Below are 26,061 nucleotides of genomic sequence, written 5' to 3' on the forward strand. Positions count from 1 at the left end.
CCCGGAGTGTGTTTTGTCCGAAGCTTTCTCTTTAAGCGTGATCGTGCCGGTGTGGATGGAAGCCGCCTCCGTGGTAGACACGCTTGAGGCCCTGGCGCCCGTCCGTGCCCGCGGTCATGAGGTGATAGTGGTGGATGCCGGCAGCAGCGACGGTACCGCCGAACGCGCCCGGCCCCTGTGCGATCGGGTGGTCCAGTCTGAAAAGGGCCGGGCGGTGCAAATGAACGCCGGTGCGGCTGTGGCGAGGGGCGATCTTCTGCTGTTCCTGCATGCCGACACGCGCCTGCCCTCCAGTGCCCTGGAGCAATTGACGGCCTTCTTTGAATCCCGCCGCGCCTGGGGCCGGTTCGATGTGCGGCTGAGCGGAACGCGGCCGCTGTTTCGGGTGATTGCCTGGTTCATGAACCAACGCTCTCGCCTGACCGGAATCTGCACCGGCGATCAGGCCCTGTTCGTGCGTCGTGATGTGTTTGAGGCACTGGCCGGGTTCGCGCCGTTGCCGCTGATGGAGGATGTGGAATTCTCCCGCCGCCTGTGCCTGGTCTCCCGCCCTTTTTGCATCCGGGAGCCCGTGGTGACCGACAGCCGTCGCTGGCAGAAACACGGAGCCTGGCGTACGATTTTCCTCATGTGGCGTCTGCGCTGGCGTTATTGGCGCGGCGAGTCGCCGGAGAGTCTGGCCCAAGCCTATCGATCGGATGTTCGTCATGCCCCAGAGTAGTCCCTGTTCGGCGGCGTTCCTCCAGTTTGCCAAATGGCCGGAAGCGGGCCGGGTCAAGACCCGGCTGATGCCGGAGCTGGGTGCCGCTGGCGCTCTTGAGGCCCATGTGCAACTGACCCTGGCGGTCCTGGATAACCTGTGTACTACCGGGTATCCCGTGGAAGTCTGGTGGGACAGGTCGCCCGGGAGTGAACCCGGCGAACGGTGCGAGGCACTGCCGATTCTCGAGGAAATTGAGGGGGCGGGTCTGGCCCAGGGCGTACAGCAGGGTTGCGATCTCGGGGAGCGTATGTACCACGCTCTCACTGAAGCCCTTTCAACGTGTGACCGCGCTGTGATCGTGGGCAGTGACTGCCCTTCGGTGGATCCGGACTATGCCCGCAAGGCCATCGCCTGCCTGGCGGATCACGACGTGGTGCTGGGTCCCTCGGACGATGGCGGCTATGTGTTGATTGGCGCCTCCCGCGTGGTTGCGGGGATGCTCGAGGGAATCGAGTGGGGCACTCCGAAGGTGCTCGAGCAGACCGTCGAACGCCTGAATAAAGCGGGACTCAGCTACTGTTTGCTTGAGCCCCGCTGGGATGTGGACGAACCCGAGGACTGGCAACGGTTCCTCGGGATGAGCGTGGCCGGTTAGCCCGCCGGCATGGGTGGCAGCTCCAACAGCTTGCTCAGGGCCGAGTCCGCGTTCAGGCCCTCGCCTCCCGTCACCACGCGCAATGCCTGAAGTCTTGCCTGCACAGACTCCCGGAAGGTGGTCAGGAGTTCCTGGCGGCCCACCTGCCGAACGGCGTCTGCCAGTTGTGCCCGGGAGTTGAAACCGGTTTCGCCCCGGTCAATCTCCTGCCAGTACCGACTGGAAATTTCCCCGAGCTGTCGATCTTTCTCCAGCAGGCTGCTGATCACGGCCTGTTTTTCCCGAGCCAGCCCCGCGTCTGTTAGTGCCGTAAGGCTTTGTTCAAACTCAGCGGCAAAGGCCTGTACGGCCTGATCGATCTCCTGGGGAGAGGCCGACGGCGATTGGACCACGAAGCCCAGGGCAGGGGTTTCCAGCATCTCGAATGGCGTTGCATAGACGATATAGCCAAGTTGCCGGTTGGTACGGATGGCCTCATAGAAGGGGCTGCTGATGATCTGTGCCAGCAACCGGAAGCGGGCCCGCTCCCGGAAGCTGGTGTTGTCACCCTGCATGTACAGCGTGTATCCGGTGTCCGGATGGTCAACCTTGAGGGAGACCTGGGTTTCGCGCTCCGGCAGCTGTCGCACCCGGCTGCGCTCCACGGTAATCAGATCGCTGTCGCGCAGGACAACAGCGTTGACCTGTCTGGCCAGGTTCAGCGCCGACGCCCGGGTAAGGTTGCCGTGGGCCAGCATCACTGGATCCACCTGGGACAACACCGCCTCGGAAAACGATACCAGTTCTTCGAAGGTGACCTGTTGAGCGGCCCGGAGTTTGTCCTCGGTATTCCACACGCCTTCAATCAGGGCGCTCTGGACAAACTCGGAGGTCTGCTCCACCGGTCGGTCTTTGGCTTTGTTCTGCAGGCTGTCGATCAGGTTCTGCCGGGCAATCCGGAACCGTTGCTCGGTCAGCTCCGGCCTGGCCAGCTGCAGGAGGATGCGGTTCATCAAGGTGTGCAGCTTGTCGTTGTAGCCACCTACGCGCACGGTAATGCCCCTCAGATGCGGGTAAACGCTGTAATCCAGCCCGGCCAGGCTGGCGGAATAGGCCCAGGCGTTGAGGTTGGCGTTGATACTGTCCACGAGCAATTGAGTAAGCACGTAGCTTCTCGCCGATGCCCGGGTGGCCGGGCTGCGGAGGCCAATGAACACGTTTGCTTTCGGGGTTTCAAACCGGGTGTCTCTGGCATACCACACGTCCATACCCTCGATCACACCGAGCTTGGCCGGTTTGTCCATAGCGGCGCCAGCCACCATTTCCAGGTCTTCCGGAACAAACGGGTTGGGCTCTGGTAAACGAAGCTGCGCGGCAAGGGCAGGCAGGCTTTGCGTCCTCAGGGACTGGATATCCAGCGGCTCGATGGACCAGGCCGCCTCGTACCACTGGGTGCGGTTGGGGTTGTCGAGGCCCGGTTCCGGGGCCAGGAAAAACGCCAGCAGGTTGGCCGCCGTCAGCCGGTCCAGGATGTCTCGATACTGCTCAGGGGCATAGCGCTCCATCAACCAGGGGGCGCGCAGGATGTCCTCTGGCGGGTATTCCTGCAGGTAGCTGGACAGGCGAGTCACTTCGCTGATCGGGTTGCCCTGTTCCCGAAAGCGGAAGTCGATGCGGGCCAGGTTCTGCATTTCCCGGAAACGCTGCTCGCTGATGCCTTTGGTCCGGATCTTTTCAATGTAATCGAACACCAGGGGCAGAATGGCGTCCTGGCGTTCAAGGCCTTCAGGCGTCAGGGCGATGTTGATTTCGAGGGTGGCGTTCTCGCCGGTGTCCATGCCCAGGCCCGCGGACAGGCTGTCGGCAAGGCCGGCGCGCTTGAGTACATCGAACAGGCTACCCGGTCCCTCGTGCCCCAGCAGATTGGCTATGTAACTGGCGGGCTTGGTCCGGTACTTGTCCTGCTGGGACGGAATCGGGAAGGTCAGGGTCAGGCTGCGCACATCCTTCAGCGCTTCTACCGTCACCTTTGCGGGCAGGTCTTCGCTTTGATACAGAGCCGGGCGGTGCCGTTTGGCCTCCAGGTTGCGGTTTTCGATGGCGTCAAAGCGACTCCGAACCATGGCCTCCAGCTGATCCAGCGATTGCGGGCCATACACGGCCAGGGTCATCAGGTTGGAGGAATAGTGCTGCTTCCAGAACTCGATCAGGTCCGGGCGCAGCGGGTTCTCCTCGGTGTTTTCAAGCGTGCTGAGGTTGCCCACCGCGAACTGGTTGAAGGCGTGGTCGGGATTGCTGACGGCTTTCTTTACCGAGTAGAAGCGTCGGCCATCGTCCTTCTGCTTCGAGCTGAATTCCGAGTGCACTGCATTGCGTTCCCGGTCCACCAGTTCTGCAGTGAACAGCGGCGCGGCGAACTGCTGGGCAAAGCGATCCAGGGCGGGCTCCAGAAACTCGGCCTGGATGTCAAAGAAATAATTGGTGTCCTGGAAGGCCGTGAAGGCGTTGTGCTGTCCCCCGTGGCTCTTGATGAACTGCTGGTACTCGCCCGGGTCCGGGTATTTTTCGGTGCCCAGGAACAGCATGTGTTCGAGAAAATGGGAGAGCCCCTCCCGGTCCCTGGGGTCGTCACCGCTGCCTACGGCCACATTCATTGAGGCCGCTGCCTTGTCGGCGTCACTGTCCGACACCAGGATCACCCGCAGTTCATTATCCAGTTCAATAAACCGGTACTGGTTGTCGTCGTTTGGACTCTTCTCCGGCACCGTGGCCGCCAGGGCGGAACCGCCGGCGAACAGGAAAAGGAGCAGGGTTGCCAGGCGTATTGCCGGCTGCAGCATGGTCACTCTGGAAGCGTTGCGGTTGCTCATAGGCTCTCTTGGGTCCTCGGAAACGGTTTGACGATCAGTGCATCAGCGCGTTACGGGTGCTTTCCGGCTGCTGGTCAAGGGTTTTACGGGCGAGGTCGGCGGCTTTCTCACCATCCAGTTGGCCGGAGGCAATGCGTTCCAGCACCGTTGCCATGATGGCCACCGATTGCCGATAGTCTGAAAACTCCGCCTGGAAGGCCTGATCGATGGCCTCGTAAACCGCCTGAATCTTCTCTTCACGGCTCCCCGCGTTCTCCGCGGTGTCGTTGATTGCCCGCAGGCAGGCTCTGGCGATGGAAATGTAACGTTCGGCGTTGGGGTTGTCTTTTTGCATGGCTGGTCGTCCGGAATCTGTTCAGGGGTCGAAAAAGAGAGAGGCCCAAAGGCCTGATTAGTTCCCGATTATGTCATTGCTGGCGGGGTGTTTCATTGCCTTGTGGTAATTGTTTGCCGGGGCAGGCACGGGTGGATTCCTGTGCTAGTCTCAAACACATTGTGTCGGCGAACCGGACAGGCGCTCCGAGTGCGCATGTACGGGATTTAGAGTAACAGCTCTAATAAAAACAAAGGCTTACAGAGTAAAAACTCTAAAAAAGTTCGGTACATGAGGGTTGCAATTAAGTACAATGCCGGCGTTTCCGGATCGATATACGACTTTAGTCGTAGCGAAACGAACGATCCGGCATGGATAGACAACAACTGAGCAACAGGCAGGGTGGAAGATCGATGAATTATTTCCTGACGGGTGGCACCGGATTTATTGGCCGGTTTCTGGTAGAAAAACTGCTCGCGCGGGGCGGCACGGTTTACGTGCTGGTGCGTGAACAGTCGCAAGAAAAGCTGGACAAGCTGCGGGAGCGCTGGGGCGCAGATGACACTCAGGTAAAAGCCGTGATTGGCGATCTTACCAGCAAAAACCTGGGTATCGACGCCAAGACTCTCAAGTCGCTCAAGGGAAACATCGACCACTTTTTCCACCTGGCGGCTGTTTACGACATGGGCGCCGACGAGGAGGCTCAGCAGGCGACTAACATCGAGGGTACCCGTGCCGCAGTGAACGCCGCCGAGGCCATGGACGCCAAACACTTCCATCACGTGTCGTCCATTGCGGCAGCGGGTCTGTTCAAGGGCACTTTCCGCGAGGACATGTTTGAGGAAGCTGAGAAGCTGGACCATCCGTACCTGCGCACCAAGCACGAATCCGAGAAGGTCGTGCGCCAGGAGTGTAAGGTGCCGTTCCGCATCTACCGTCCGGGTATGGTTATCGGCCACTCCGCCACCGGTGAAATGGACAAGGTGGACGGCCCCTATTACTTCTTCAAGATGATCCAGAAAATTCGCCACGCCCTGCCGCAGTGGGTGCCTACCGTTGGTATTGAGGGTGGCAGGCTGAACATTGTGCCGGTGGACTTCGTGGTTAACGCCATGGACCACATTGCCCATCTGGAAGGTGAGGACGGCAAGTGCTTCCACCTGGTGGATTCCGATCCCTACAAGGTTGGCGAGATCCTCAATATCTTCAGCGAGGCCGGCCATGCCCCCAAGATGGGCATGCGCATCGATTCCCGCATGTTCGGCTTCATTCCGCCGTTTATCCGCCAGAGCCTGAAGAACCTGCCGCCGGTAAAACGGTTGACCGCCGCAGTACTGGATGACATGGGCATTCCGCCCTCCGTGATGTCGTTCATCAACTATCCGACCCGTTTCGACGCCCGTGAAACCGAGCGGGTGCTGAAGGACACCGGCATTGAAGTGCCTCGCCTGCCGGATTATGCACCGGTAATTTGGGATTACTGGGAGCGGAATCTGGATCCCGACCTGTTCAAGGACCGGACCCTCAAGGGCACCGTGGAAGGCCGCGTGTGTGTGGTTACCGGTGCGACTTCGGGCATCGGCCTGGCGACCGCCCAGAAGCTTGCTGACGCTGGTGCGATCCTGGTGATTGGTGCCCGTAAGCTTGAGCGTCTGAAGGAAGTCACCGCTGAGCTGGAATCCCGTGGCGCGAGTGTGCATGCCTATCCCTGCGACTTTTCGGACATGGACGCCTGCGACGAGTTCGTGAAGACGGTGCTGGACAATCACGGCCATGTGGATGTGCTGGTGAACAACGCCGGCCGTTCCATTCGCCGTTCCCTGGATCTGTCCTTCGACCGATTCCACGATTTCGAGCGCACCATGCAGCTGAACTACTTTGGCTCTGTACGCCTGATCATGGGCTTTGCGCCCAAGATGCTGGAGCGTCGTCGTGGCCACGTTGTGAACATCTCGTCCATCGGCGTGCTGACCAATGCGCCCCGCTTCTCGGCCTATGTGGCCTCCAAGTCGGCGCTGGACGCATTCAGTCGCTGTGCCGCGGCCGAGTGGTCGGATCGCAACGTGACCTTCACCACCATCAACATGCCGCTGGTGCGTACGCCGATGATCGCGCCCACCAAGATCTACGATTCGGTGCCGACCCTGACACCGGACGAGGCGGCGGGCATGGTGGCCGATGCCATCGTCTACCGTCCCAAGCGGATTGCCACGCGGCTGGGCATCTTTGCCCAGGTGCTGCACGCCCTGGCTCCGAAAATGGGCGAGATCGTCATGAACACCGGTTACCGGATGTTCCCGGATTCTCCGGCCGCGGCCGGCAGCAAGTCCGGCGAAAAGCCGAAGGTATCCACCGAACAGGTGGCCTTCGCGGCGATTATGCGCGGTATCTACTGGTAAGTTTCGGCAGCCACAAAAAAACCCGCTTCGGCGGGTTTTTTTGTGGCCGTTATTCGGGGTCTGCCGGCACCGGCGGGGGCGGGAAGCCGCCCAGTTCACGCCAGCGGTTTACGATCCCACAGAACAGATCGGCAGTTTTCTCGGCATCGTAGGCCGCAGAGTGCGCTTCCTTGTTGCTGAACGGGATGCCGGCCAGCTTGCAGGCCTGGGCCAGCACGGTGTGCCCGTAGGCGAGGCCTGCCAGGGTGGCGGTGTCGAAGGTGGAAAAGGGGTGGAACGGATTTCGGCGGATGTCTGAACGCAGGGCCGCGGCAAAGATGAAGTTGTGGTCGAAGGTGGCATTGTGGCCGACCAGCACGGCCCGTTTGCAGTCGTGGGCCTTCACCGCTTTGCGAATGGGGCTGAAAATTTCACTCAGGCCCTCCCGTTCCGGCACTGCCTCCCGCTCGGGATTCCACGGATCAATGCCGGTGAAGTCCAGGGCCGACTGCTCGAGATTGGCCCCTTCGAACGGGTCGATTTGCTGGACGTGGGTCTCGGCGCGGGTCAGCCAGCCATCCTCGTCCATGGTCAGGATAACGGCCGCCACTTCCAGCAGGGCATCCCGCTCCGGGTTGAAGCCGGCGGTCTCAACATCGACAACCACGGGCAGAAACCCGCGGAACCGGCGGGACATGGGGTGGGGTGGTTTGTTCTCGTCAGTCACTCAAGCTCCGGTCTTGGCCGTGTGAGAAGGAATTCGATCAGTCAGGTTTACGCCTGCCGCCAGTTAACGGTTTCACCCGCCTTCAGGGGCACGATGGTGCCGTCGGCCAACGGTAGCTCCGCCGGCATGGTCCAGGGCTCGCGCACCAGGGTAATGGTATCGGTATTACGCGGCAGGCCGTAGAAATCGGCGCCGTTAAAGCTGGCAAAGGCTTCCAGTTTGTCGAGAATGCCCAGTTCCTCGAAAATGTCGGCATACAGGCCGATGGCGCCGTAGGCCGAGTAACAGCCGGCGCAACCGCAGGCGGTTTCCTTGCGGCTTTTCGAGTGTGGCGCGGAATCGGTGCCCAGGAAGAACCGCGAATCGCCGCTGGCCACGGCATCGCGCAGGGCCTGCTGGTGGCGATTGCGTTTGAGGATCGGCAAGCAATACAGGTGTGGCCGAATGCCACCCACCAGCATATGGTTGCGGTTGTACATCAGGTGCTGGGGAGTGAGGGTGGCGCCGAGGTTGCCGCCGCTGTGCTGTTGGACAAACTCCGCGGAATCCGCCGTGGTGATGTGCTCCAGGACCACCCGGAGGTTAGGGAAGGCCTCCAGAACCGGAGCCAGGACCCGATCCAGGAACACTTTCTCGCGATCGAAGATGTCGATGTCGCCGTCGGTAACTTCACCGTGCACCAGCAGCAGCATGCCGCAGTCGGCCATGGCGTCCAGCACGGGATAGATGTTCCGGATGTCCTTGACGCCCGAGGCGGAGTTGGTGGTGGCGCCGGCCGGATAAAGCTTGGCGGCTACAACACCGGCGGCCTTGGCCTCCCGAATGATCTCGGGGGTGGTGCTTTCAGTGAGATACAAGGTCATCAGCGGCTCGAAGCCGGAGCCTTTGGCGGCAGCCAGAATCCGGTCCCGGTAGGCGCCGGCGTCGGCGGCCGTGGTCACCGGTGGCACCAGGTTGGGCATGATGATGGCTCGACGGAAACAGGCGGCGGTTGCTGGAACCACGTCGTTCAGGATGTCGCCGTCCCGGACGTGCAGGTGCCAGTCGTCCGGGCGCGTGATGGTGAGCTGTTCAGTCATGATGGTTTTCCGCGGTGCCTTGGGCAAGAGGTACTCCGGAGCATCGGCAGGTCCGGAGGCCGAAAAATTTGGCGGATTATACCAGATCGGGCCGACGAATGTTTTCTGGTTAAGCCCTAAAGCCACCGGCGAACCGGCCGTTAACACGGGTATACCGATTTGGATTCAAGCAGCCATGGCAATGCCGATGAGATCCCCTAACCTGAAGCGATCATTGATGCTGGCGGCCAGCGTGGCGGCCGGTGCGCTGGCCCCGGTGGCGGTGCAGGCTACCAGCTATGGCGCCGGCATCGAGAACAGCCAGTGGTATCTGTCTGAGTCTGTGTTCGAGTGCCGCCTTGTGCACGAAGTGCCCGGCTACGGACGTGCGGTGTTCAACCACCGTGCCGGCGAGGATCTGTCGTTTTTTCTGGAGGCGAGCACGCCCCTGATGCGGCCGGGACGGGGTGATCTGGTGGTTGAGGCGCCGGTATGGAGACCGGGAATCGCTCCCAGACCCGTGGCCAGCGTCAATGTCGCGGAGGGCAACAGACAGGTCTCGCTGGGAACCCGTCAGGCCCACGTTCTGGCGCACAGCCTGCTGGATGGCATGCGACCCACGATTACCCGCGAGGCCTGGTTTGACGACCGACCGGTGCGGGTGCAGGTGTCCAACATCAACTTTGCAGGCGAGTTCGAGCGCTATCAGCGCTGCACTTCGAACCTGCTGCCGGTGAACTTTGATCAGATCCAGCGTTCCAGGATTCCGTTTGCCAGCGGCAGCACAAGCCTGTCAGACGCCGACCGCAAACTTCTGGATAACATTGTGTCCTACGTGATGGCGGACTCAACGGTGGAGCGCATCTTCGTGGATGGCCACAGCGACAGTATCGGAAGCCGGATCGACAACCGGGCACTCTCGGAGGAGCGGGCCAATGTGGTGGCCGACTACCTCAAGGCCAGCGGCATCGATGAGAACATGATTACCGTCCGGGCCCACGGTGACCAGTACCCGGCATCCAATCGTCCGGCGGATAACCGGCGCACCAACATCCGCTTGCAGAGGGCCGGGGATCGCCCGGAACTGCAGCAGGCGACAGGCTATGGCGGCGAACCGACCGGGTGAGGGCGTCAGTACACCGAGTCGAGCACTTCCAGGTGGGCGTTGACACTCTCGGCCAGGGCGCGCAGGTGATATCCGCCCTCCAGGGTTGAGATAATCCGGTCGTTGCTGTGCTCGTGCGCCACGCCCACGATCAGTTCCGTCAACCAGCGATAGTCGTCGGTTTCCATATTCAGTTCTGCCATGGGGTCCAGCCTGTGTGCATCGAAGCCCGCGGAAATCAGAATCAGCTGTGGTTTGAAGTCATTGAGCCTCTCCATCCAGCCATCCTGAACACGTTGACGGTATTCCTCCGACGAACAATCCGCGGCAATTGGGATGTTCACGATGTTGCCCGCCTGTCTGTGCACGTGGGAGTGTGGGTAGAACGGATGCTGGAAGCTTGAACACATCAGAATGCGTTCGTCGCCGCCCACAATGTCGACGGTGCCGTTGCCCTGGTGCACGTCAAAGTCAATGATGGCGACCCGCTCCAGGTGGTGAAACGTCAGCGCCCGCATGGCCGCGATGGCCACGTTGTTGTAGAAGCAGAAGCCCATGGATTTCGACCGCTCGGCATGGTGCCCCGGCGGACGCGCGCAGACAAAGGCGTTGGTTACCTGGCTGCTCATGACCATATCAACCGCCTGCACGTTGGCTCCTGCGGCCAGCCGGGCGGCCCGCAAGGTGTCCGGCATCATCGCGGTGTCCGGGTCGGTGAACACCCGGCCCCGTGTCGGCTGCATCAGATCCAGCTGGTGCAGATATTTCTCGGGATGCACCATCAGCAGTTGGTCGCGGGTTGCCTCTTCGGGGCGCACCCAGTCGAGCTTCTGGTCCAGTCCGGTGTCGGCCAGGTAACTGATGATTGCGGCCAGCCTTTCCGGACTTTCCGGATGTTCCGGCCCCATGTTGTGCTTCATGAAATCATCGTGGGAAAAGAATGCCGTGGTCATACGTTCGGACTGTCCTGCCTGTACTTATATTTCCTTTTACTCTATCAGGGATACCCGAATGGTGCCGTGTTTCTTTGGTCTTATGGGGGCGATAGACGTTTTACATCGCCAGCTCTGTGCCTAAGATAGAAGACACATAAAAAGCGATCGCCAAGGAGAGAATGCTTGAGTACCCGTTACCTGGAAAGCCTGTTCAACCCTGCATCCATTGCGGTGATAGGCGCGTCTGAGCGGGCCGACAACCTTGGCGGCATGGTGCTGCGGAACCTGATGGGTGGCGGCTACCCCGGGCGCTTGCTGGTTGTAAACCAGAACGACTACGACAACGTGCATGGTGTGCCCTGCGTCCGCCGGGTCTCAAAGATGGATTTTTGCCCGGACCTGGCCATCATCTGCACACCACCCGACACCGTGGCCAAAACCATCAAGAAGCTGGGCGAGGCCGGGGTGCGCACCGCCATCGTGATGACCGGCGGTATGTCCCGTACCCACAGCAAGACCGGTCAGCCGCTGATGTACGCGGTGCGGGAAGCGGCGCGGGAAACCGGCATTCGCGTGCTGGGGCCCAACACCATCGGCCTGATGGTGCCCGCCCGCAGCCTCAACGCAACCTACGCCCACATGGGGGCCATCCCCGGCCGGGTGGCGTTTGTGGGGCAGTCCGGTACCATCGCCAGTTCGGTTCTGGACTGGGCCTTCGCCCGGGGGGTCGGATTCTCCTATTTCCTGACCCTTGGCGATGGCATGGACATTGATCACGACGACCTGATCGATTATCTGGCCCAGGACACCCAGACCCGCGCCATTCTGCTGCACATCGAGAACATACCGAACGCCCGGCGGTTCATGTCGGCGGTTCGTGTAGCCTCCCGCACCAAGCCGGTTATTGCCGTGAAATCCGGCCGGGTACCGGAATCCGAGTGGTTCCCCCACGAGCTGCCGGCCGGGCTGAAGCGAAGTGACCCGATCTACGACGCCATGCTTCAGCGGGCTGGTGTGCTCCGGGTGGACGGCCTGGGGCAGATGTTCGATGCCCTGGAGACGCTGACGCGGATGCGCCCGTTGCGTCGGGAATCCCTGGCGATCATGGCCAACGGTGTGGGGCCCGGTGTGCTGGCGGTCGACCGGCTGGCGGATCTTGGTGGCGAACTGGCTCCTTTGTCAGAGTCCAGTATAGAAGCGCTCGCCGAGCTGTTGCCCCCGTACTGGACCCGGAAGAACCCGATTGACCTCAACTACGACGCCTCGCCGGAGCTCTACGGCAAGGCCATCAAGATCCTGGCAAAGGATCCGGAAGTGGCCAATGTGCTCGTGATGTATGCGCCCAGCCTCACCGAGGACAGCCTGAGAATCGCGGACGCGGTGGTTCAGGCCTCCAAGGGCACCCGGTTGAACGTGTTCACCTGCTGGCTGGGCCAGAGTACGGTGATGGATTCCCGGGAGGAGTTCTACCGGGCTGGCCTGCCTTCGTTCTTCAATCCGGAAAAGGCGGTGATGGCGTTCATGCAGCACGTTCGGCATCAGCGGGTCCAGCGGCTGCTCACCGAGACACCGGAATCCTTTACCGATCACTTTGCCGATCGCACGCAAACGCGCCGTCTGGTGGCATCCGCCAGGCGTTCGGGCCGCTACCACCTGTCCAACCGCGAAGCCCGAGACCTGGTGCGCGATTATGGCATCAGCACCATCGAAACCATGTACTGCGACGACATGGAGGAGGTGCTGGAGGTATTTTCGGTGGAGCGCCGCCCCATCGACATCACCATCATTCACGAGCAGGCCTGCCATCCGTTCCTGGATCTGAGCCCGACCCAGCGCCGCTACAAGGGAACGGTCCAGAAGCTCAACAGCGAGGCTGCCATCATGGATTCCTGCCGCTACCTGATGGAGGAATACCGCAAGCATTTTCCAGACAGCGGTTTTCTTGGCTTTGCGGTGCAACGTTCCTACCAGCACGTGGGCGGTATCGAGTTCAGTGTGGGCATTACCCGCGATCCCCTGTTCGGCCCGCTGGTGGTCTGTGGCGCTGCCGGCGCGCAGATTAATGTGATGACCGACCGGCAGATTGCGCTGCCGCCGCTGAACATGGTGCTTGCCCGCGAGCTTTTGCGCCGTACCTACATGTACAAGCTGCTCAAAGAGCACAGTCTGAAGCCGGAAGAGGATATCCGGGCGGTCTCCGAGACCCTGGTGACGCTCTCACAGATCGTCATCGACATTCCTGAAATCCAGGGCCTGGAAATTTCACCGCTGCTGTTCAACGAGCAGGGCGCTGTGGCGGTGAACATTGCCATTGATCTGTCGGACAAGCCCGGCAAGCCCATTATCCAGCCCTATCCGAGAGAGCTTGAGGAGTGGATCGTGCTGCCGAAATCCGGCCGGAGGGTGATCATCCGCCCCGTGCTGGCCGAGGACGAGCCCGCCCACCGGGCCTTTCACGAACTGCAGTCGCCGGAGTCCATCCGTTACCGGTTCTTCCAGTATCGCAAGCACTTCTCCCGGGAAGACGTTGCCCAGATGGTGCAGATCGACTACGACCGGGAGATGGTGTTCATCGCCAACGCGCCCCGGGAGGATGGGGAGGGCGAAGAAACCCTGGGCACCGTGCGCACCTGGACAGACGCCGATAACCTGCAGTGCGAGTTCGCCGTAATGGTGCACGACAAAATGAAGGGCGAGGGGCTGGGTGTTGCCCTGATGCAGAAGATGATCGACTACTGCCGCGCTCGCGGCACCATGGAAATGGTCGGCAACGTGCTGCCGGACAACCGCCCGATGCTGCAACTGGCCGAACACCTGGGTTTCGAGATCAAGTTCAACACCCAGGAGGAAGTCATGGATTTGCGTCTGGTGCTTAACGAACCGGAAAAGGACTGGCAGCGGGAGCGGCTGGGCAAGAGCGCCCACTGAGGGCGCTCACCGGGATTCACTCTTCAACGATGGCCGAGCGATCCTCGCCGCCCAGGGCCTCCAGCAGTCCGGGAATGAGGCGGGACAGTTCCAGGGTCATCAGGGTGAAGGCGGCGTCGAACTTGGCGACGGCGTCGTCCACGTCGACAGCGTCGAGCTGCTCCTGCAGCGTTTCGCCGAACTTCAGGCGACGAATGCCGAGCTCTTCATCCAGCACAAACGAGACGTTATCGTCCCAGGTCAGGGCGAGTTTGGTGACCTGCATTCCGGCGTCGAGGTGATTGCGAATCTCGTCGGCCCTCAGATCCAGGCCTTTGCAGCGCACCACGCCGCCATCTTCCGACGGATCTTTCAGTTCGCACTCGCTGCCCAGAACGATGCTGCCGGGCAGATCAATGGTTTCGTTAAGCCATCCTGTGAAGGTGAACGCCGGCGCCTGTTCCACGGCTGGCGGCCGAACCGGCAGCGAACCCAGGCTCTTGCGCAGAGTGGAGGCAAGGTCGTCGGCCTGTTTCGCCGAGCCGGCATCCACCACCAGAACGCCGTCCTGCGGTGCCAGGTACGCGTAGCAGCGACGGTTTCGGGAAAAGGCCTGGGGCAGCATTTCCAGCATCACCTGTTCCTTGATTTCGTCCTTTTCCTTACGGCGGACTTTTCGGCTCTGCTCGAATTCGATGGCCTCGGCCCGCTCCTCAACGGCTTCCTTGACCACCGGGCCCGGGAGGATCTTTTCCTCTTTGCGCAGCGCAATCAGGTGGTAGCCGCCTGCGCTGTGAACCAGTTGCTCGCCGTGCTTGCCCAGGGGAGGGACCCAGCCCTGGCGGCTGGTTTCCTGCGGACCACAGGGTTTGAAGGCATCGGCCGCCAGCTTTTCCTCGAGTTCTTCAGCGGTAATAGTAAAAGGTTTGGTAAAACGGAATACGCGGGCATTACGAAACCACATCAGGCTCGGTCCTTGCTATTGGTTTGCATCGATCTGAACCGGTGACGGTTCGAAAACGGGAGAGGGATGATACGGCCACCGGGCGGTGGCCGTAAAGTGACGGTTCTGGCGCTAGATCTGCATGATCTCGACAAGGACGGTCTTCACGATAAAGCCCACCACGCCGGCCCCGAGTACGGTAAACAGGGCGATGGTGCCAAACCGGCCGGCCTGGGATTTTTTGGCGAGGTCCCAGACGATGAACCCCATCCAGACGATCAGTCCGGTCAGGAAGACCAGCAGCGCGAGTTGCGAAAAGACGGCTTCGTTCATTGCTTGCTCCGATATCAACGTGGATTACTGTTCGTCACGCAGGAAAACCCAGTTGTTCTTATCGGATTGGTCTTCGCTGAAGTAATAGCCTTCAAGGTTGAAGCCTTTCAGGTCGTCGGCCTGGGTGATGCGGTTCTGGATGGCATAGCGGCACATAAGACCCCGCGCCTTCTTGGCGTAGAAGCTGATCATCTTGTACTGCCCGTTCTTCCAGTCCTTGAATTGTGGGGTTACCAGGCGGCCATCCAGCTCTTTCTTTTTGACCGACTTGAAGTATTCGTTGGAGGCCAGGTTCACCAGCACGCCGTCGTCCGCTGCCAGCAAACGATTGATTTCCGACGTTATCTTGCCACCCCAGAACTCATACAGGTCTTTGCCCCGGTGATTCTCGAAGCGGGTTCCCATTTCAAGCCGGTAGGGTTGCATCAGGTCCAGTGGCTTGAGCACGCCGTACAGGCCCGACAACATGCGCAGGTGATTCTGGGCGAACTCGAAATCCTGCTCGCTGAAGCTCTCAGCATCCAGTCCGGTGTAGACATCGCCCTTGAATGCCAGCACAGCCTGCCGGGCATTCTCCGGGGTAAACGGCGTATGCCAGTTCTGAAAACGCTCGGCGTTCAGTTGGCCGAGCTTGTCACTGATACTCATCAGGTTGCTGATCTGGTGTGGCTCCAGCTCCTTGAGCTGATCCACCAGTTCGCAGGCATCGTCGAGAAAATCCGGCTGGGTGTAGCGCTCCGTTGCCAGCGGGCTTTCGTAATCGAGCGTTTTTGCAGGGGAAATAACCATCAACATGTCAGGCAATCCTCATTGCAGGAATGTGAGTAATTCATCCCTGGTAAACGGCCAGTCCAGCTCCGCACCAGTGTCGTTGCGTCTGAGCACCGGTATTCGGGTGCCGTAGCGTGCCACCAGCTCTTCGGACTGGGCAATGTCCACCACATCGACCGGAATCGGTTCCGGCATGGGCGTGTTAACAAGCAGGGCTTCGGCCAGTTCGCACAGATGGCACTGGCTCGTGGTGTAGAAGAGCAGTTCCATTACTTTGGCTGGGCATCCAGCTTCTGGCCGTTCACACCCTCGCTGTCCTTGCCCATGAGATACAGATAAACAGGCATCAGATCTTCCGGTGCCGGATTCTGCTGCGGGTTCTCTGCCGGGTACGCATGGGCTCTCATGTTGGTACGCGTCGCGCCCGGGTTCAGACTGTTTACCCGAATGTTGTGGCGGTCGTCGTCCAGTTCCTCCGAGAGCAGCTGGCTCAGGCCTTCCACGGCAAACTTGGACACCGCATAGGCGCCCCAATAGGCTTTGGCTTTCCGGCCTACGCCGGAAGACGTGAAGATCACCGAGGCGTTATCGGATTTGCGAAGCAGGGGGATCATGGCCCGACTCAGCAGAAACGGCGCCGTTGCATTCACGTGCATGACCTTGTTCCAGGTCTCCGGGTCGTAAAGCTCAACGGGGCTGCGATCACCCAGAATGGCCGCGTTATGCAGCAGGCCATCCAGTTGCCCGAAGTTGTCTTCCAGGGTCATGGCCAGTTCTTCGTAATCCTTGACCGCAGCCCCTTCAAAGTTCATGGGAACGATCGCGGGTTTGGGATGGCCGGCTGCCTCAATCTCGTCGTAAACCGTTTCGAGCTTGCTGACGGTGCGCCCTACCAGAATGACGGTCGCGCCGTGGGCGGCGTAGGCCTTCGCGGCCGCCCGGCCAATACCACTACCCGCGCCCGTCACCATGATGATGCGGTCTTTCAGAAGATCGGCGGGTGCCTGGTAATCCTGCATAACCTGTCTCCGTGTCGAGCTGTGTGCGGTTGGAAACCGCGTCCTGAAAATAAACGCCTATTGTAACAGCTTTGCCAGGTCTTTGACGGTATCGGCAATCAGGTCCGCTTGCCAGAGGTCAACGCGCTCGGGTTGCTCAATGTAGCCATAGCGTACGGCCACGGTTCGCATGCCGGCGTTTCGGCCGGCCTCTATGTCGCGCTCGTGGTCACCCACGTACAGGCCGGTACCGGGCTCGGTACCGATCTGGCGGCAGGCCAGGATCAGAGATTCGGGATGGGGCTTGCGGTGAGTAACATGGTCGGGGCAGACCAGCGTGGCGCAGCGGGAGGATAGCCCAAGCGCCTCAATGAGCGGGACGGCAAAGCGGGCGGGTTTGTTGGTTACAATCCCCCAGGGGATTCCCCGGTGCTCCAGCGCCTGCAGGAGTTCCTCCATGCCCTCGAACAGTCGGGTTTCCTCGGCAACGCCGGCTTCATACAGGTCCAGGAACGCCGTGTGCTTTTCCAGATAATCCGGGTGCTCGGGTTCCAGCCCGAAGCCGACCCGGATCATGGCGCGGGCACCGTTGGAAACGGAGCGTCGGATCTGCTCCGCTGGCAACGGTGCCAAACCGTGTTTCAGGCGCAACTGGTTCAGGCACCGGATGAAATCGGGCGCTGTGTCGATCAGCGTGCCGTCCAGATCGAACAGAACGGCGGAAATGGGTGGCGATTCAGGCGTCACGAGCGTCCCTGGCGTGCATAAGATAGTTAACGTCCACGTCCCGACCGAGCTTGTACACCTTGGTGATCGGGTTGTAGGTCATGCCCGTCAGTTCCCGGACCTCCAGACCCGCGTGGCGCAGATGGTCGGACATCTCGGACGGCCGGATAAATTTCTTCCACTCATGGGTGCCTTTGGGAAGCAGCCTCAGTACGTACTCGGCGCCGACAATGGCAAACAGGAATGACTTCGGGTTGCGGTTGATGGTGGACACGAACATGTGTCCGCCGGGCTTGAGCATGGCCGCGCAGGCCCGAATGACAGAAGCAGGATCGGGCACGTGCTCGAGCATTTCCAGGCAGGTGACCACATCGTACTGGCCCTTGTGCTCCGGATCATTGGCCAGCTCTTCCACCGTGGTCTGGCGGTAGTCGACGTTCACGCCGCTTTCCATGCCATGCAATCTGGCAACGGACAGGGGCGCTTCACCCATGTCGATACCGGTTACGTGGGCACCTCGCCGGGCCATGCCTTCGGACAGCAGGCCGCCCCCGCATCCCACGTCCAGCGCTCGCTTGCCAGCCAGAGATACCCGTTCGTCGATGTAATTCAGACGCAGCGGATTGATGTCGTGCAGCGGCTTGAACTCACTCGTCGGGTCCCACCAACGGCTGGCGAGCGCCTCGAACTTGGCGATTTCGTTCCGGTCTACATTCTGGTTTGTCATGTTGCTTCTGCCTGGTGAATCAATCGGAAATCGGTCAATCGGCCTGACGGCGAATCTGGTCAGCCCAGTCCCGGACCCGGAGCGCAAGATCGGCCACGTCAATCCGGGTTGGGCGGCCGTCCTGTAACTGTGGTACGCCGTTGATCCAGCTATGGCTTACCGCTCGGCCATGGTTGCTGTACACCAGATGCGAGGCGGGGTCATACACTGGCTGCAAGAATGGGTCGCTGAGATCGATGGCGATGATATCCGCCAGTTTGCCTTCGGCGAGGGTGCCCAGTTCGTGGCTTCGGCCCAGGGCCCTGGCCCCGTTGATGGTGGCCATCTCGAGAGCCTTGTGGGCCGACAGGGCGGACGCATCGCCGGCCACGACTTTGGCGACCATGGCGGCGGTACTCAGCTCGCCGAACAGGTCCAGGTCGTTGTTGCTGGCCGCGCCGTCCGTGCCGATCGCCACGTTCACGCCGTTATCGAGAAGCCTCTGGACCGGACACAGGCCGCTGGCCAGTTTCAGGTTGGACTCGGGGCAGTGGATCACATGGGCACCGGTCTCGCGGAGCAGGGCCAGGTCACTGTCATCAATTTGCGTCATGTGTACACACTGGGTATTGGCGCCCAGCAGGCCGAGCTCCGCCAGGCGGGCTGTCGGTCGCTGACCCAGTTTCTCGCTGGCCTCGGCGACTTCAAACGCGGTTTCATGAAGATGGATCTGGATGGGCGCGCCCGTGTCCCGCGACAGGGCCACTGCCTCCTTCAATGGGGCATCGGACACCGTGTAAGGTGCGTGCGGGCCAATCGCCGGTGTGATGTATCGATTCGATTGCCAGGTCTCTATAAACTCGCGGCCTTTTCGCAGGTATTCATCCGGGCCAGAGCCCCATGGCGTTGGGAAGTCCAGTAGCGGAAAGCAGATCTGGGCACGCATACCGGCATCGTGTGCCACCTGGGCGGCAATCTCCGGGAAGAAGTACATGTCCGAAAAGGTGGTTGTGCCGGTACGCAGCATCTCGGCCATCGCCAACTGGGTGCCGTCGGCGATGAAATGCTCGCTGATGAAACGGCCCTCCGCGGGCCAGATGTGATCGTTCAGCCAGGTCATCAGGGGCAGATCGTCTGCCATGCCGCGGAACAGGGTCATGGCTGCGTGGCCATGCATGTTGATCAGGCCGGGCATTACGACGTGATCGGGCAGGTTCACGGTTTCCCGGGTCCGGTAAAGCCGGTCGGCCTCGGACTGGGAGAGCACCGCCGCAATCCGGTCGCCCTGAAGAATGATTGCCTGATGTTCAAGCACCGTGTCGGCCGGCTCGATCGGGATCAGCCAACGGGCATTGATACGGATATCGGCTGCGGTAATGGTGTCTGCCGTCATTAAACCTGCCTTTCAGCGCCCGGTGACTTACCAGCGCACGTCGGAAATGTAGCCCGGAAGTATAACCGTTATACTGGCGGTTTTCAGCGCTTGAAACCGGAGCAAACCACATGGCAAGACAAGGCACCTCTTCCACCGCTATGGGCACAGTGGCAATTCGCTGGCATGGCAGCCGTCTCGAGTTGCTGGACCAGAGACTGCTGCCCGGGGAGGAACACTGGATGACTCTCGAGGGGGCTTCCGGGGTTGCTCAGAGTATCCGCGATATGGTGGTTCGGGGCGCGCCCGCGATCGGCATCAGTGCGGCCTATGGGGTGGCCCTGGCCGCCCGGCATGCAGGAGGCGGCGACTGGAAGGCGGAAATCAAGCAGGCGATCCGCGAACTGGCGGCCTCACGCCCGACGGCGGTCAACCTGTTCTGGGCCCTGCAGCGAATGGAGCGTGTGTTTCACGCCTGTCACTCGCTGGATGAGGCGGTTAAGCGACTCGCCAGCGAAGCGGAGGCCATTCACCGTGAAGACGTGGAAGCCAATGTGGCCATGGCCGACCATGCCCTGGAGCTGATGGACCTGGAAAAGCCGGTTTCGGTACTGACCCATTGCAACACCGGAGCGCTGGCCACGGGCGGCTATGGAACGGCGCTCGGTGTGATTCGGCGAATGCACGAGAAGAAACTGCTGAAAGAAGTCTTTGCTGATGAAACCCGGCCCTGGTTGCAGGGTAGCCGTCTGACCGCCTGGGAACTGGCCCGGGACCAGATCCCGGTGACCCTGAACGCCGACGGTGCGGCCGCCTCCATTCTGGCCCGCAAGGACGTGCGCTGGGTTATCGTTGGCGCCGACCGCATTACCGCCAACGGCGATGTGGTAAACAAGATCGGCACCTACAGTCTTGCGGTGCTGGCCCGCCATCACCGGGTCCGCTTTATGGTTGTGGCGCCTTCAAGCACAGTAGACATGTCCCTGGCGTCCGGGGAGGAGGTCCCGCTGGAAGAGCGGGATGGCCTGGAAGTGCGCGAGATCCGCGGCATTCCCTTGGCCCCGGAGGGAGTCAATGTGTTCAACCCGGTGTTCGACGTAACGCCAGCCAGCATGATAGATGCGATCGTCACCGAGAAGGGGGTTGTACACAGCCCCAACATCACAGGAATGAAGGCACTGTTTGGCTAGAGGTATGCAGGGGCTCAGGATTCTCCAGGGGGCGGTTTTCTGCCCTTCGGAGCCTGACCGGCTCTGGTGCTCTCTGAGGGCTGGCCCTGCGTTTGTGCGGCCTTTATCTCGGCCACCTGTCGCTCCTGCTCCTCGACAAAATGCAGGGACATCTCAAAGCTCTGTCGGGTGAACTCGAGTACCCTGCGGAAACCCTCGTCGGACAGGGCGCGGGCGTCGTCGTGGCGACGGAAGATATTGATAAACTCCCGCTCCCGCTCGAACTGCAATGGCAGTCGGGCGACGCCCCAGTCGTTCAGGATCTGCCAGACCTCGGGATTGTAGTTCCGGGTGGTGCGCATGATGAACGGGATGGGGTCGTTCCGGGCGATCAGCGCCGCGAGCCGAAGGATCAGTTCGAAGGAGAGGGTGGTCGTGCCGTTTTCAATGGCTTCAAGCACGGACTTGTCCCGGAGATTCAGGGCTTCGCTCATCTCGGAGAGCGTCAGGCCCGCCACTTCACGAATATCCCGTAGGGATTGCCCGGCGGTGAGCATGGCCCGAAGCTGATCCTGTGAATTGATCAGCGCCCGGCCCACCCGTAGTGAGGTATCCGTGGCTCTGGCGCCGAAGCGCAGGGCCGAGCCGGTAAGGCTTGCCAGCCGGTCGACCAGGCCTTCTGGCGTACGCTCGGCTGCGTCCGGTTTTTCCAGGCCTTCCACCTGTTCCATGGAACGCATGGCGTGCAGCGCATCCAGCAACATGTCCTGGAGTATGCGCGCCTTTTGGGGACTGGCCGGGGTTTCCTTATCCCTGTCGGTCATCGTTCATCCTTGGTGGCGCCGGACTATCGGGCGGCCGCTGCCGGGGCCTGCACGGCAAACTGCTGCGGGTTCAGGATAGAGGCCATTTTCTGGTCCAGATCCAGCATGTCCGCCATGATGTGGCCGCCTTCACGGATGATGAAGTCGAGTTCGTCGTCGGTGGTGTCCGGATCGGCTGCTTGCTGGTCCTGCCAGTCTTCGAGATCTTCCAGAGAATCGAACGGCTCCTTGCCCTGCAACTCGCGACGGGCATTGGCGATGGTCAGACGGGTGCGTTCGATCTGCTCGTGCTGGGCCCGCCGCTCTTCGAGGTTCAGACTAACCGTGTCGGTTTTACGCTGCTTTTCCAGGAAGTCGATTTCCTGTTGCAGGAGGCTGAACTCCGGGTTGGTGGCGAAACGCTCCTCGTGGCGCTTGCGAAGTTCGTCAATGATGCCGCTGAAATCGAAGTACCGCGTGTGCGGAACCGCTTCGATCTGGTCCCAGGGCAGGGCGTGTTCCAGTGCGTCTTCGCCAATCCTGGATTTGTCGATCCGGGACGGGATTTCAATATCCGGAATCACACCCTTGTGCTGGGTGGAGCCGCCAGAGACCCGGTAGAACTTGGACTGGGTGATCTTTAGCTGGCCGTGATTCAGGGGCCGCACGGCCTGTACAGTGCCCTTGCCAAAGGTCTGGGAGCCGACAACCAGGCCGCGACCATAATCCTGGATGGCTCCTGCGAAGATCTCAGAGGCCGAGGCGCTCATGCGGTTGGTGAGAACCACCAGGGGCCCGTCGTAGGCAACGGAGGGGTCTTCGTCATTGAGCACCTGGACATCGTTGTTGGCGTTACGGATCTGTACGGTGGGCCCTTTGTCGATGAACAGTCCCACCAGATCGTTGGCCTCGTGCAGGGCACCGCCACCATTGTTGCGCAGATCGATCACCAGGCCTTCAACGCCCTCGGCTTCCAGCTCGGTGATCAACTGCCGAACGTCACGGGTGGTGCTCTTGTAGTTCGGATCGCCGGCCTGCATGGCCTGGAAGTCCGCATAGAAGGTGGGAATGGTGATCACGCCGATACGGTAGTCCTTGCCGCCCCGGTTCAGCTGGATGACATCCTTGCTGGCACTCTGTTCCTCGAGCTTTACTTCGTCGCGTTTGATGGCAATGGTCTCGGTGATGGTTTCGTCCGAGGCGTTGGCCGGAATCACCTCGAGGGTTACGGTAGAATTTCTGGGGCCGCGAATCAGGTCAACCACCTCGTCCAGGCGCCAGCCGATCACGTTTACCGGCATCTCACCCTCCTGAGCGACCGAGACAATTCGATCCGCGGGCTGCAGTTCGCCCTGCTTGGAGGCAGGCCCGCCCGGTACCAGTCGAACTACTTTGGTGTACTCGTTGTCCGACTGCAACACCGCTCCAATGCCTTCCAGAGACAGGCTCATGTTGATGTTGAAGTTCTCGGACGTGCGCGGCGAGAAGTAGGAGGTGTGCGGATCCCACATGCCGGTGAAAGCATTCATATAGGCCTGGAAGGCGTCTTCGCTGCGGGCCTGGTAGGCACGCTTCAATTGGCCTTCGTAGCGGCGGCGCAGGGTGTCGGCAATGTCTTCATCTTCGGCCCCGTTCAGGCGCTGGGCCAGAACGGCATTCTTGATGCGCTTTATCCAGAGCTCGTCCAGGGCCTTGGCGTCCGGCTCCCAATCGGCTTCGGAACGATCCACGAGGATGCGCTCATTCGAGGAAAAATCCAGCGAATCCAGACCGTTGTCGATGGTATTCAGTGCAAACTTCAGGCGCTCGATAATCCGCTGCTGAACCAGATTGTAGATATCAAAGCCCGGCTGCAATTGACCGGTCTTGAGTGCAGAACCCAGTTTGGTACGTACCTGATCGAATTTCGCAATGTCTTCCTGGGAGAGATAGATCCGTTGTCCGTCGAGGTAATCCAGGTAGGCGTCAAAGACATCACCGGACAGCTCATCACTGATCCCCAGATCGCGGAAATGGGTGAACTGAAGCTGTCGAGCAATCAGGATGTTCGCCCGGGCCTGGTCGATGGTTGGAGACACCGGCTCATATACAGCATTGGAGTCAATTTTCGCCTGCAAACCGAGTGGCGCCGACAGCAGGAGGGCAATCGTGATTGCCTTGCATACCCCGGTGCGGCGACTGCCTCCAAGGGTGGAACGAGCCGAGATGATTTCCGCAATGGTCATAGAATTACTTACCTGACGGTGGGACAGAGGCCCGATGCTTCTGGCCATTTCCCGTGATCGATTAAAATGATTGTAGGCAAGCGCCACATCGGTTGCCATAGGCGTGGCGTATCGGTTCGTGACAATCTGTCCATGAAGTTGGCAGGTTGGTAACGGTGTGCGGGGTAGAGAAGGCCCGATCGGGACGTGCGCCGGAAAGTCGCTTTCCGGCGCACGTAGGTGCTCAGGTCATGAGAAAGCCGTGTTGCTTTCGGCCTTTTCCAGAAGCAGCCTGGGCGGCGCAAACCGCTCGCCGTAGGCGTCAGCCAGTTCTGCCGCGCGTTGGGCAAAGGCCCTGACACCGTACTGGTTGATGAACTGGATGGCGCCACCGGTCCAGGGGGCATAGCCAATCCCGAAAATACTGCCGATATTGGCATCTTCCACGGTTCTGAGAACGCCCTCTTCGAGGCAGCGCACCGTCTCGATGGCCTGGATAAACAGTATGCGGTCTTTCAATTCCTGTAACGGTACGGATCTGGCGGTTTCCGGGTTCACGAACAGCTTCTCCAGCTCGGGCCAGAGGTATTTCTTGCCGTTGGCGGGGTATTCATAGAAGCCGGCGCCGGCGGCCTTACCCTTGCGGCCGTGCTCGTTCACCATGGCATCGATGATGGCCTCGGCCGGGTGCGGGTTCCAGGTACCACCCGCGGCTTCGGTATCTTTCCGGCTCTGGTTACGGATGTGCTGCATCAGCGTCATGCTGACTTCATCCGAGATGGCCAGGGGGCCCACCGGCATGCCCGACAGCAATCCGGCATTTTCAACGCTGGCGGGGTGGATGCCTTCGCCCAGCATGCAGATGCCTTCGTTGACGAACGTGCCGAATACCCGTGAGGTGAAAAAGCCACGACTGTCGTTGACCACCACCGGGATTTTGCCAATCTGCTGCACGTAATCGAACGAGCGCGCCAGGGTATCATCCGAGGTTTTCTCGCCCACGATGATTTCCACCAGCTGCATCTTGTCCACCGGAGAGAAGAAATGCAGACCGATGAAATTCTCGGGTTTTGCCGAGGCCTCTGCGAGCTGGGTAATGGGAATGGTGGACGTGTTGGACGCGAAGATTCCGTTCGTCACCAGTTTGGGCTCGGCTTCCTGGGTGACTCTGGCTTTCAGCTCGCTGTCCTCGAACACGGCTTCAATCACCAGATCACAGCCTTCAAGATCACCTGCGAAATCGGTGGGCCTGATGCGGTCCAGGACAGCGGCTTTCTGCTCTTCGGTCATCCGGCCCCGGCTGACTTTCTTGGCCAAGAGTTTCTCGGAGTAGGCCTTGCCTTTCTCGGCATTTTCCAGGGAGACATCCTTGAGAACCACGTCGATGCCTCGGGTCGCCGTGGAATAGGCAATACCCGCCCCCATCATGCCGGCACCGAGCACACCCACCTTGCGGAAGGTTTCTTTTTCAACGCCGTCTGGCCGGCTACCGCCTGCCTTGATGGCGTTGAGCTGGAACCAGAAGGTGCCGGTCATGTTCTTGGCCACCTGGCCAATGACCAGCTCGGCAAAGTACCGGGTCTCGATCAGGCTGCCGTTGTCGAAATCCACCTGGGCGCCTTCCACGGCAGCCGAGAGAATCCGCTCGGGCGCCGGGTAACAGCCCCGGGTTTTCTGCTTGAGCATGGCTGGAGCGATGGCGAGCTTCTGGGCCATGGCCGGGTGGTGCGGTGCGCCGCCGGGGAACTTGAAGCCCTTCTGGTCCCAGGGCTGGTGACATGTCGGGTTGGCGTCGATAAACGCCCGGGCCCGGGCCATCATGTCATCCACCGACTCCGCCACCTCATCGACGATGCCGGCTTTCAAAGCAGCCCTGGGGTTTACCTTCTTGCCTTCCATCAGTAAGGGGAAAGCGGCTTCCAGACCAATCATTCTCGGCAGCCGCTGGGTGCCGCCTCCGCCCGGTAACAGGCCCAGGGTCACTTCGGGCAACCCCAGTTGAATGCTGTCGTCATCAAGAACAATGCGGTGATGGCAAGCCAGCGCAATTTCCAGCCCGCCGCCAAGAGCGGTCCCGTTGATGGCTGCAACCACCGGCTTGCCGGTGGTTTCCAGAAATCGCATGTCGGCTTTCAGGCCGTTGACCATGTTCTCAAATGCCTGGGCGTCATCACGGGTGACCTTGTGGAGCTCTTTGAGGTCGCCACCGGCGAAAAAGGTTTTTTTGGCGGACGCGATGATGACGCCCCGGATCTTGTCGAGATCGCCTTTTACCCGGGCCGTTGTCTCCGAAAGGGCTTCCCGGAAGGCCGAGTTCATGGTGTTGGCGGACTGGCCGGGCATATCGATGGTGAGAGTCAGAATCTGGTCTGCCCCCAGGTCGTAACGGATGGCATTCATGTTCGG

22 protein-coding genes are annotated in these 26,061 nt (G+C 60.6%); 6 read left to right on the top strand and 16 right to left on the bottom strand.

Annotated features, from left to right (window positions below):
• The first annotated feature begins 13 nt into the window (after positions 1 to 13).
• Entirely contained in the window at positions 14 to 721 is a 708-nt protein-coding gene (locus AC0J1C_RS06390) for a TIGR04283 family arsenosugar biosynthesis glycosyltransferase (RefSeq protein ID WP_473046086.1), read from the top strand.
• The gene (locus AC0J1C_RS06395) at positions 708 to 1,358 is read left to right on the top strand and encodes a TIGR04282 family arsenosugar biosynthesis glycosyltransferase (protein WP_473046087.1); all 651 of its coding nucleotides are present in this window, start codon (positions 708 to 710) and stop codon (positions 1,356 to 1,358) included. The genes AC0J1C_RS06390 and AC0J1C_RS06395 overlap by 14 nt, the downstream gene beginning before the upstream one ends.
• Here the strand turns inward: AC0J1C_RS06395 and AC0J1C_RS06400 are convergent.
• Positions 1,355 to 4,177, bottom strand: a complete 2,823-nt coding sequence (locus AC0J1C_RS06400) for an insulinase family protein (protein ID WP_473046511.1) — start codon at positions 4,175 to 4,177, stop codon at positions 1,355 to 1,357. The genes AC0J1C_RS06395 and AC0J1C_RS06400 overlap by 4 nt on opposite strands.
• A gap of 64 nt (positions 4,178 to 4,241) precedes the next feature.
• Positions 4,242 to 4,541 carry a hypothetical protein gene (locus AC0J1C_RS06405; protein WP_473046088.1) on the bottom strand — a complete coding sequence of 100 codons (300 nt, stop codon included), beginning with the start codon at positions 4,539 to 4,541 and terminating at the stop codon, positions 4,242 to 4,244.
• Positions 4,542 to 4,933: 392 nt separating this feature from the next.
• Here AC0J1C_RS06405 and AC0J1C_RS06410 point away from each other — a divergent pair, with 392 nt between their 5' ends.
• On the top strand, positions 4,934 to 6,919 hold the full coding sequence (locus AC0J1C_RS06410) for an SDR family oxidoreductase (RefSeq protein ID WP_473046089.1): 1,986 nt from the start codon (positions 4,934 to 4,936) through the stop codon (positions 6,917 to 6,919).
• Between the two features lie 49 nt (positions 6,920 to 6,968).
• On the opposite strand, the gene rnt is transcribed toward AC0J1C_RS06410, so the two are convergent.
• Both rnt and pyrC read right to left on the bottom strand, forming a co-directional pair.
• Positions 6,969 to 7,625: a ribonuclease T gene (gene rnt, locus AC0J1C_RS06415; protein WP_473046090.1), complete on the bottom strand. Its 657-nt coding sequence runs from the start codon at positions 7,623 to 7,625 to the stop codon at positions 6,969 to 6,971.
• Between the two features lie 47 nt (positions 7,626 to 7,672).
• Positions 7,673 to 8,704, bottom strand: coding sequence for a dihydroorotase (pyrC, locus tag AC0J1C_RS06420; RefSeq protein ID WP_473046092.1), 1,032 nt, complete (start codon positions 8,702 to 8,704; stop codon positions 7,673 to 7,675).
• Between the two features lie 187 nt (positions 8,705 to 8,891).
• Between pyrC and AC0J1C_RS06425 the strand changes: the two genes are divergently transcribed.
• Positions 8,892 to 9,809, top strand: a complete 918-nt coding sequence (locus tag AC0J1C_RS06425; protein WP_473046094.1) for a flagellar protein MotY — start codon at positions 8,892 to 8,894, stop codon at positions 9,807 to 9,809.
• A 5-nt stretch (positions 9,810 to 9,814) separates the two neighbouring features.
• On the opposite strand, the gene AC0J1C_RS06430 is transcribed toward AC0J1C_RS06425, so the two are convergent.
• A complete protein-coding gene (locus AC0J1C_RS06430; protein WP_473046095.1) occupies positions 9,815 to 10,741 on the bottom strand; it encodes a histone deacetylase family protein in 927 nt (308 codons plus the stop codon).
• A gap of 165 nt (positions 10,742 to 10,906) precedes the next feature.
• On the opposite strand from AC0J1C_RS06430, the gene AC0J1C_RS06435 reads away from it, so the two are divergent.
• A complete protein-coding gene (locus AC0J1C_RS06435) occupies positions 10,907 to 13,651 on the top strand; it encodes a bifunctional acetate--CoA ligase family protein/GNAT family N-acetyltransferase (RefSeq protein ID WP_473046096.1) in 2,745 nt (914 codons plus the stop codon).
• Positions 13,652 to 13,667: 16 nt separating this feature from the next.
• On the opposite strand, the gene rdgC is transcribed toward AC0J1C_RS06435, so the two are convergent.
• The 8 genes from rdgC to AC0J1C_RS06475 all read right to left on the bottom strand — a co-directional run bounded on the left by rdgC (position 13,668) and on the right by AC0J1C_RS06475 (position 19,500).
• Entirely contained in the window at positions 13,668 to 14,594 is a 927-nt protein-coding gene (rdgC, locus tag AC0J1C_RS06440) for a recombination-associated protein RdgC (protein WP_473046097.1), read from the bottom strand.
• A gap of 111 nt (positions 14,595 to 14,705) precedes the next feature.
• The gene (locus AC0J1C_RS06445; protein WP_091992151.1) at positions 14,706 to 14,906 is read right to left on the bottom strand and encodes a DUF2788 domain-containing protein; all 201 of its coding nucleotides are present in this window, start codon (positions 14,904 to 14,906) and stop codon (positions 14,706 to 14,708) included.
• A 24-nt stretch (positions 14,907 to 14,930) separates the two neighbouring features.
• On the bottom strand, positions 14,931 to 15,701 hold the full coding sequence (gene yaaA / locus AC0J1C_RS06450) for a peroxide stress protein YaaA (RefSeq protein ID WP_473046099.1): 771 nt from the start codon (positions 15,699 to 15,701) through the stop codon (positions 14,931 to 14,933).
• A 12-nt stretch (positions 15,702 to 15,713) separates the two neighbouring features.
• Positions 15,714 to 15,947, bottom strand: coding sequence for a glutaredoxin family protein (locus AC0J1C_RS06455; RefSeq protein WP_473046100.1), 234 nt, complete (start codon positions 15,945 to 15,947; stop codon positions 15,714 to 15,716).
• Positions 15,947 to 16,696, bottom strand: a complete 750-nt coding sequence (locus tag AC0J1C_RS06460) for a YciK family oxidoreductase (protein ID WP_375193099.1) — start codon at positions 16,694 to 16,696, stop codon at positions 15,947 to 15,949. The genes AC0J1C_RS06455 and AC0J1C_RS06460 overlap by 1 nt, the downstream gene beginning before the upstream one ends.
• Before the next feature lie 57 nt (positions 16,697 to 16,753).
• The gene (gph, locus tag AC0J1C_RS06465; protein WP_473046102.1) at positions 16,754 to 17,422 is read right to left on the bottom strand and encodes a phosphoglycolate phosphatase; all 669 of its coding nucleotides are present in this window, start codon (positions 17,420 to 17,422) and stop codon (positions 16,754 to 16,756) included.
• On the bottom strand, positions 17,412 to 18,128 hold the full coding sequence (ubiG, locus tag AC0J1C_RS06470; RefSeq protein WP_091992156.1) for a bifunctional 2-polyprenyl-6-hydroxyphenol methylase/3-demethylubiquinol 3-O-methyltransferase UbiG: 717 nt from the start codon (positions 18,126 to 18,128) through the stop codon (positions 17,412 to 17,414). Before ubiG ends, gph begins: the two co-directional genes overlap by 11 nt.
• Positions 18,129 to 18,162: 34 nt before the next feature.
• On the bottom strand, positions 18,163 to 19,500 hold the full coding sequence (locus AC0J1C_RS06475; protein ID WP_473046103.1) for a TRZ/ATZ family hydrolase: 1,338 nt from the start codon (positions 19,498 to 19,500) through the stop codon (positions 18,163 to 18,165).
• Between the two features lie 110 nt (positions 19,501 to 19,610).
• Here AC0J1C_RS06475 and mtnA point away from each other — a divergent pair, with 110 nt between their 5' ends.
• Positions 19,611 to 20,669, top strand: a complete 1,059-nt coding sequence (gene mtnA / locus AC0J1C_RS06480) for an S-methyl-5-thioribose-1-phosphate isomerase (RefSeq protein WP_473046105.1) — start codon at positions 19,611 to 19,613, stop codon at positions 20,667 to 20,669.
• Positions 20,670 to 20,683: 14 nt separating this feature from the next.
• Here mtnA and AC0J1C_RS06485 read toward each other — a convergent pair whose 3' ends face one another.
• The 3 genes from AC0J1C_RS06485 to AC0J1C_RS06495 all read right to left on the bottom strand — a co-directional run bounded on the left by AC0J1C_RS06485 (position 20,684) and on the right by AC0J1C_RS06495 (position 26,055).
• Positions 20,684 to 21,472: a helix-turn-helix domain-containing protein gene (locus AC0J1C_RS06485; RefSeq protein WP_473046106.1), complete on the bottom strand. Its 789-nt coding sequence runs from the start codon at positions 21,470 to 21,472 to the stop codon at positions 20,684 to 20,686.
• A gap of 23 nt (positions 21,473 to 21,495) precedes the next feature.
• The gene (locus tag AC0J1C_RS06490; RefSeq protein WP_473046107.1) at positions 21,496 to 23,676 is read right to left on the bottom strand and encodes a carboxy terminal-processing peptidase; all 2,181 of its coding nucleotides are present in this window, start codon (positions 23,674 to 23,676) and stop codon (positions 21,496 to 21,498) included.
• Between the two features lie 228 nt (positions 23,677 to 23,904).
• Entirely contained in the window at positions 23,905 to 26,055 is a 2,151-nt protein-coding gene (locus AC0J1C_RS06495) for a 3-hydroxyacyl-CoA dehydrogenase NAD-binding domain-containing protein (RefSeq protein WP_473046108.1), read from the bottom strand.
• Positions 26,056 to 26,061: the final 6 nt, after the last annotated feature.

This window comes from Marinobacter sp. E2, assembly GCF_055755345.1.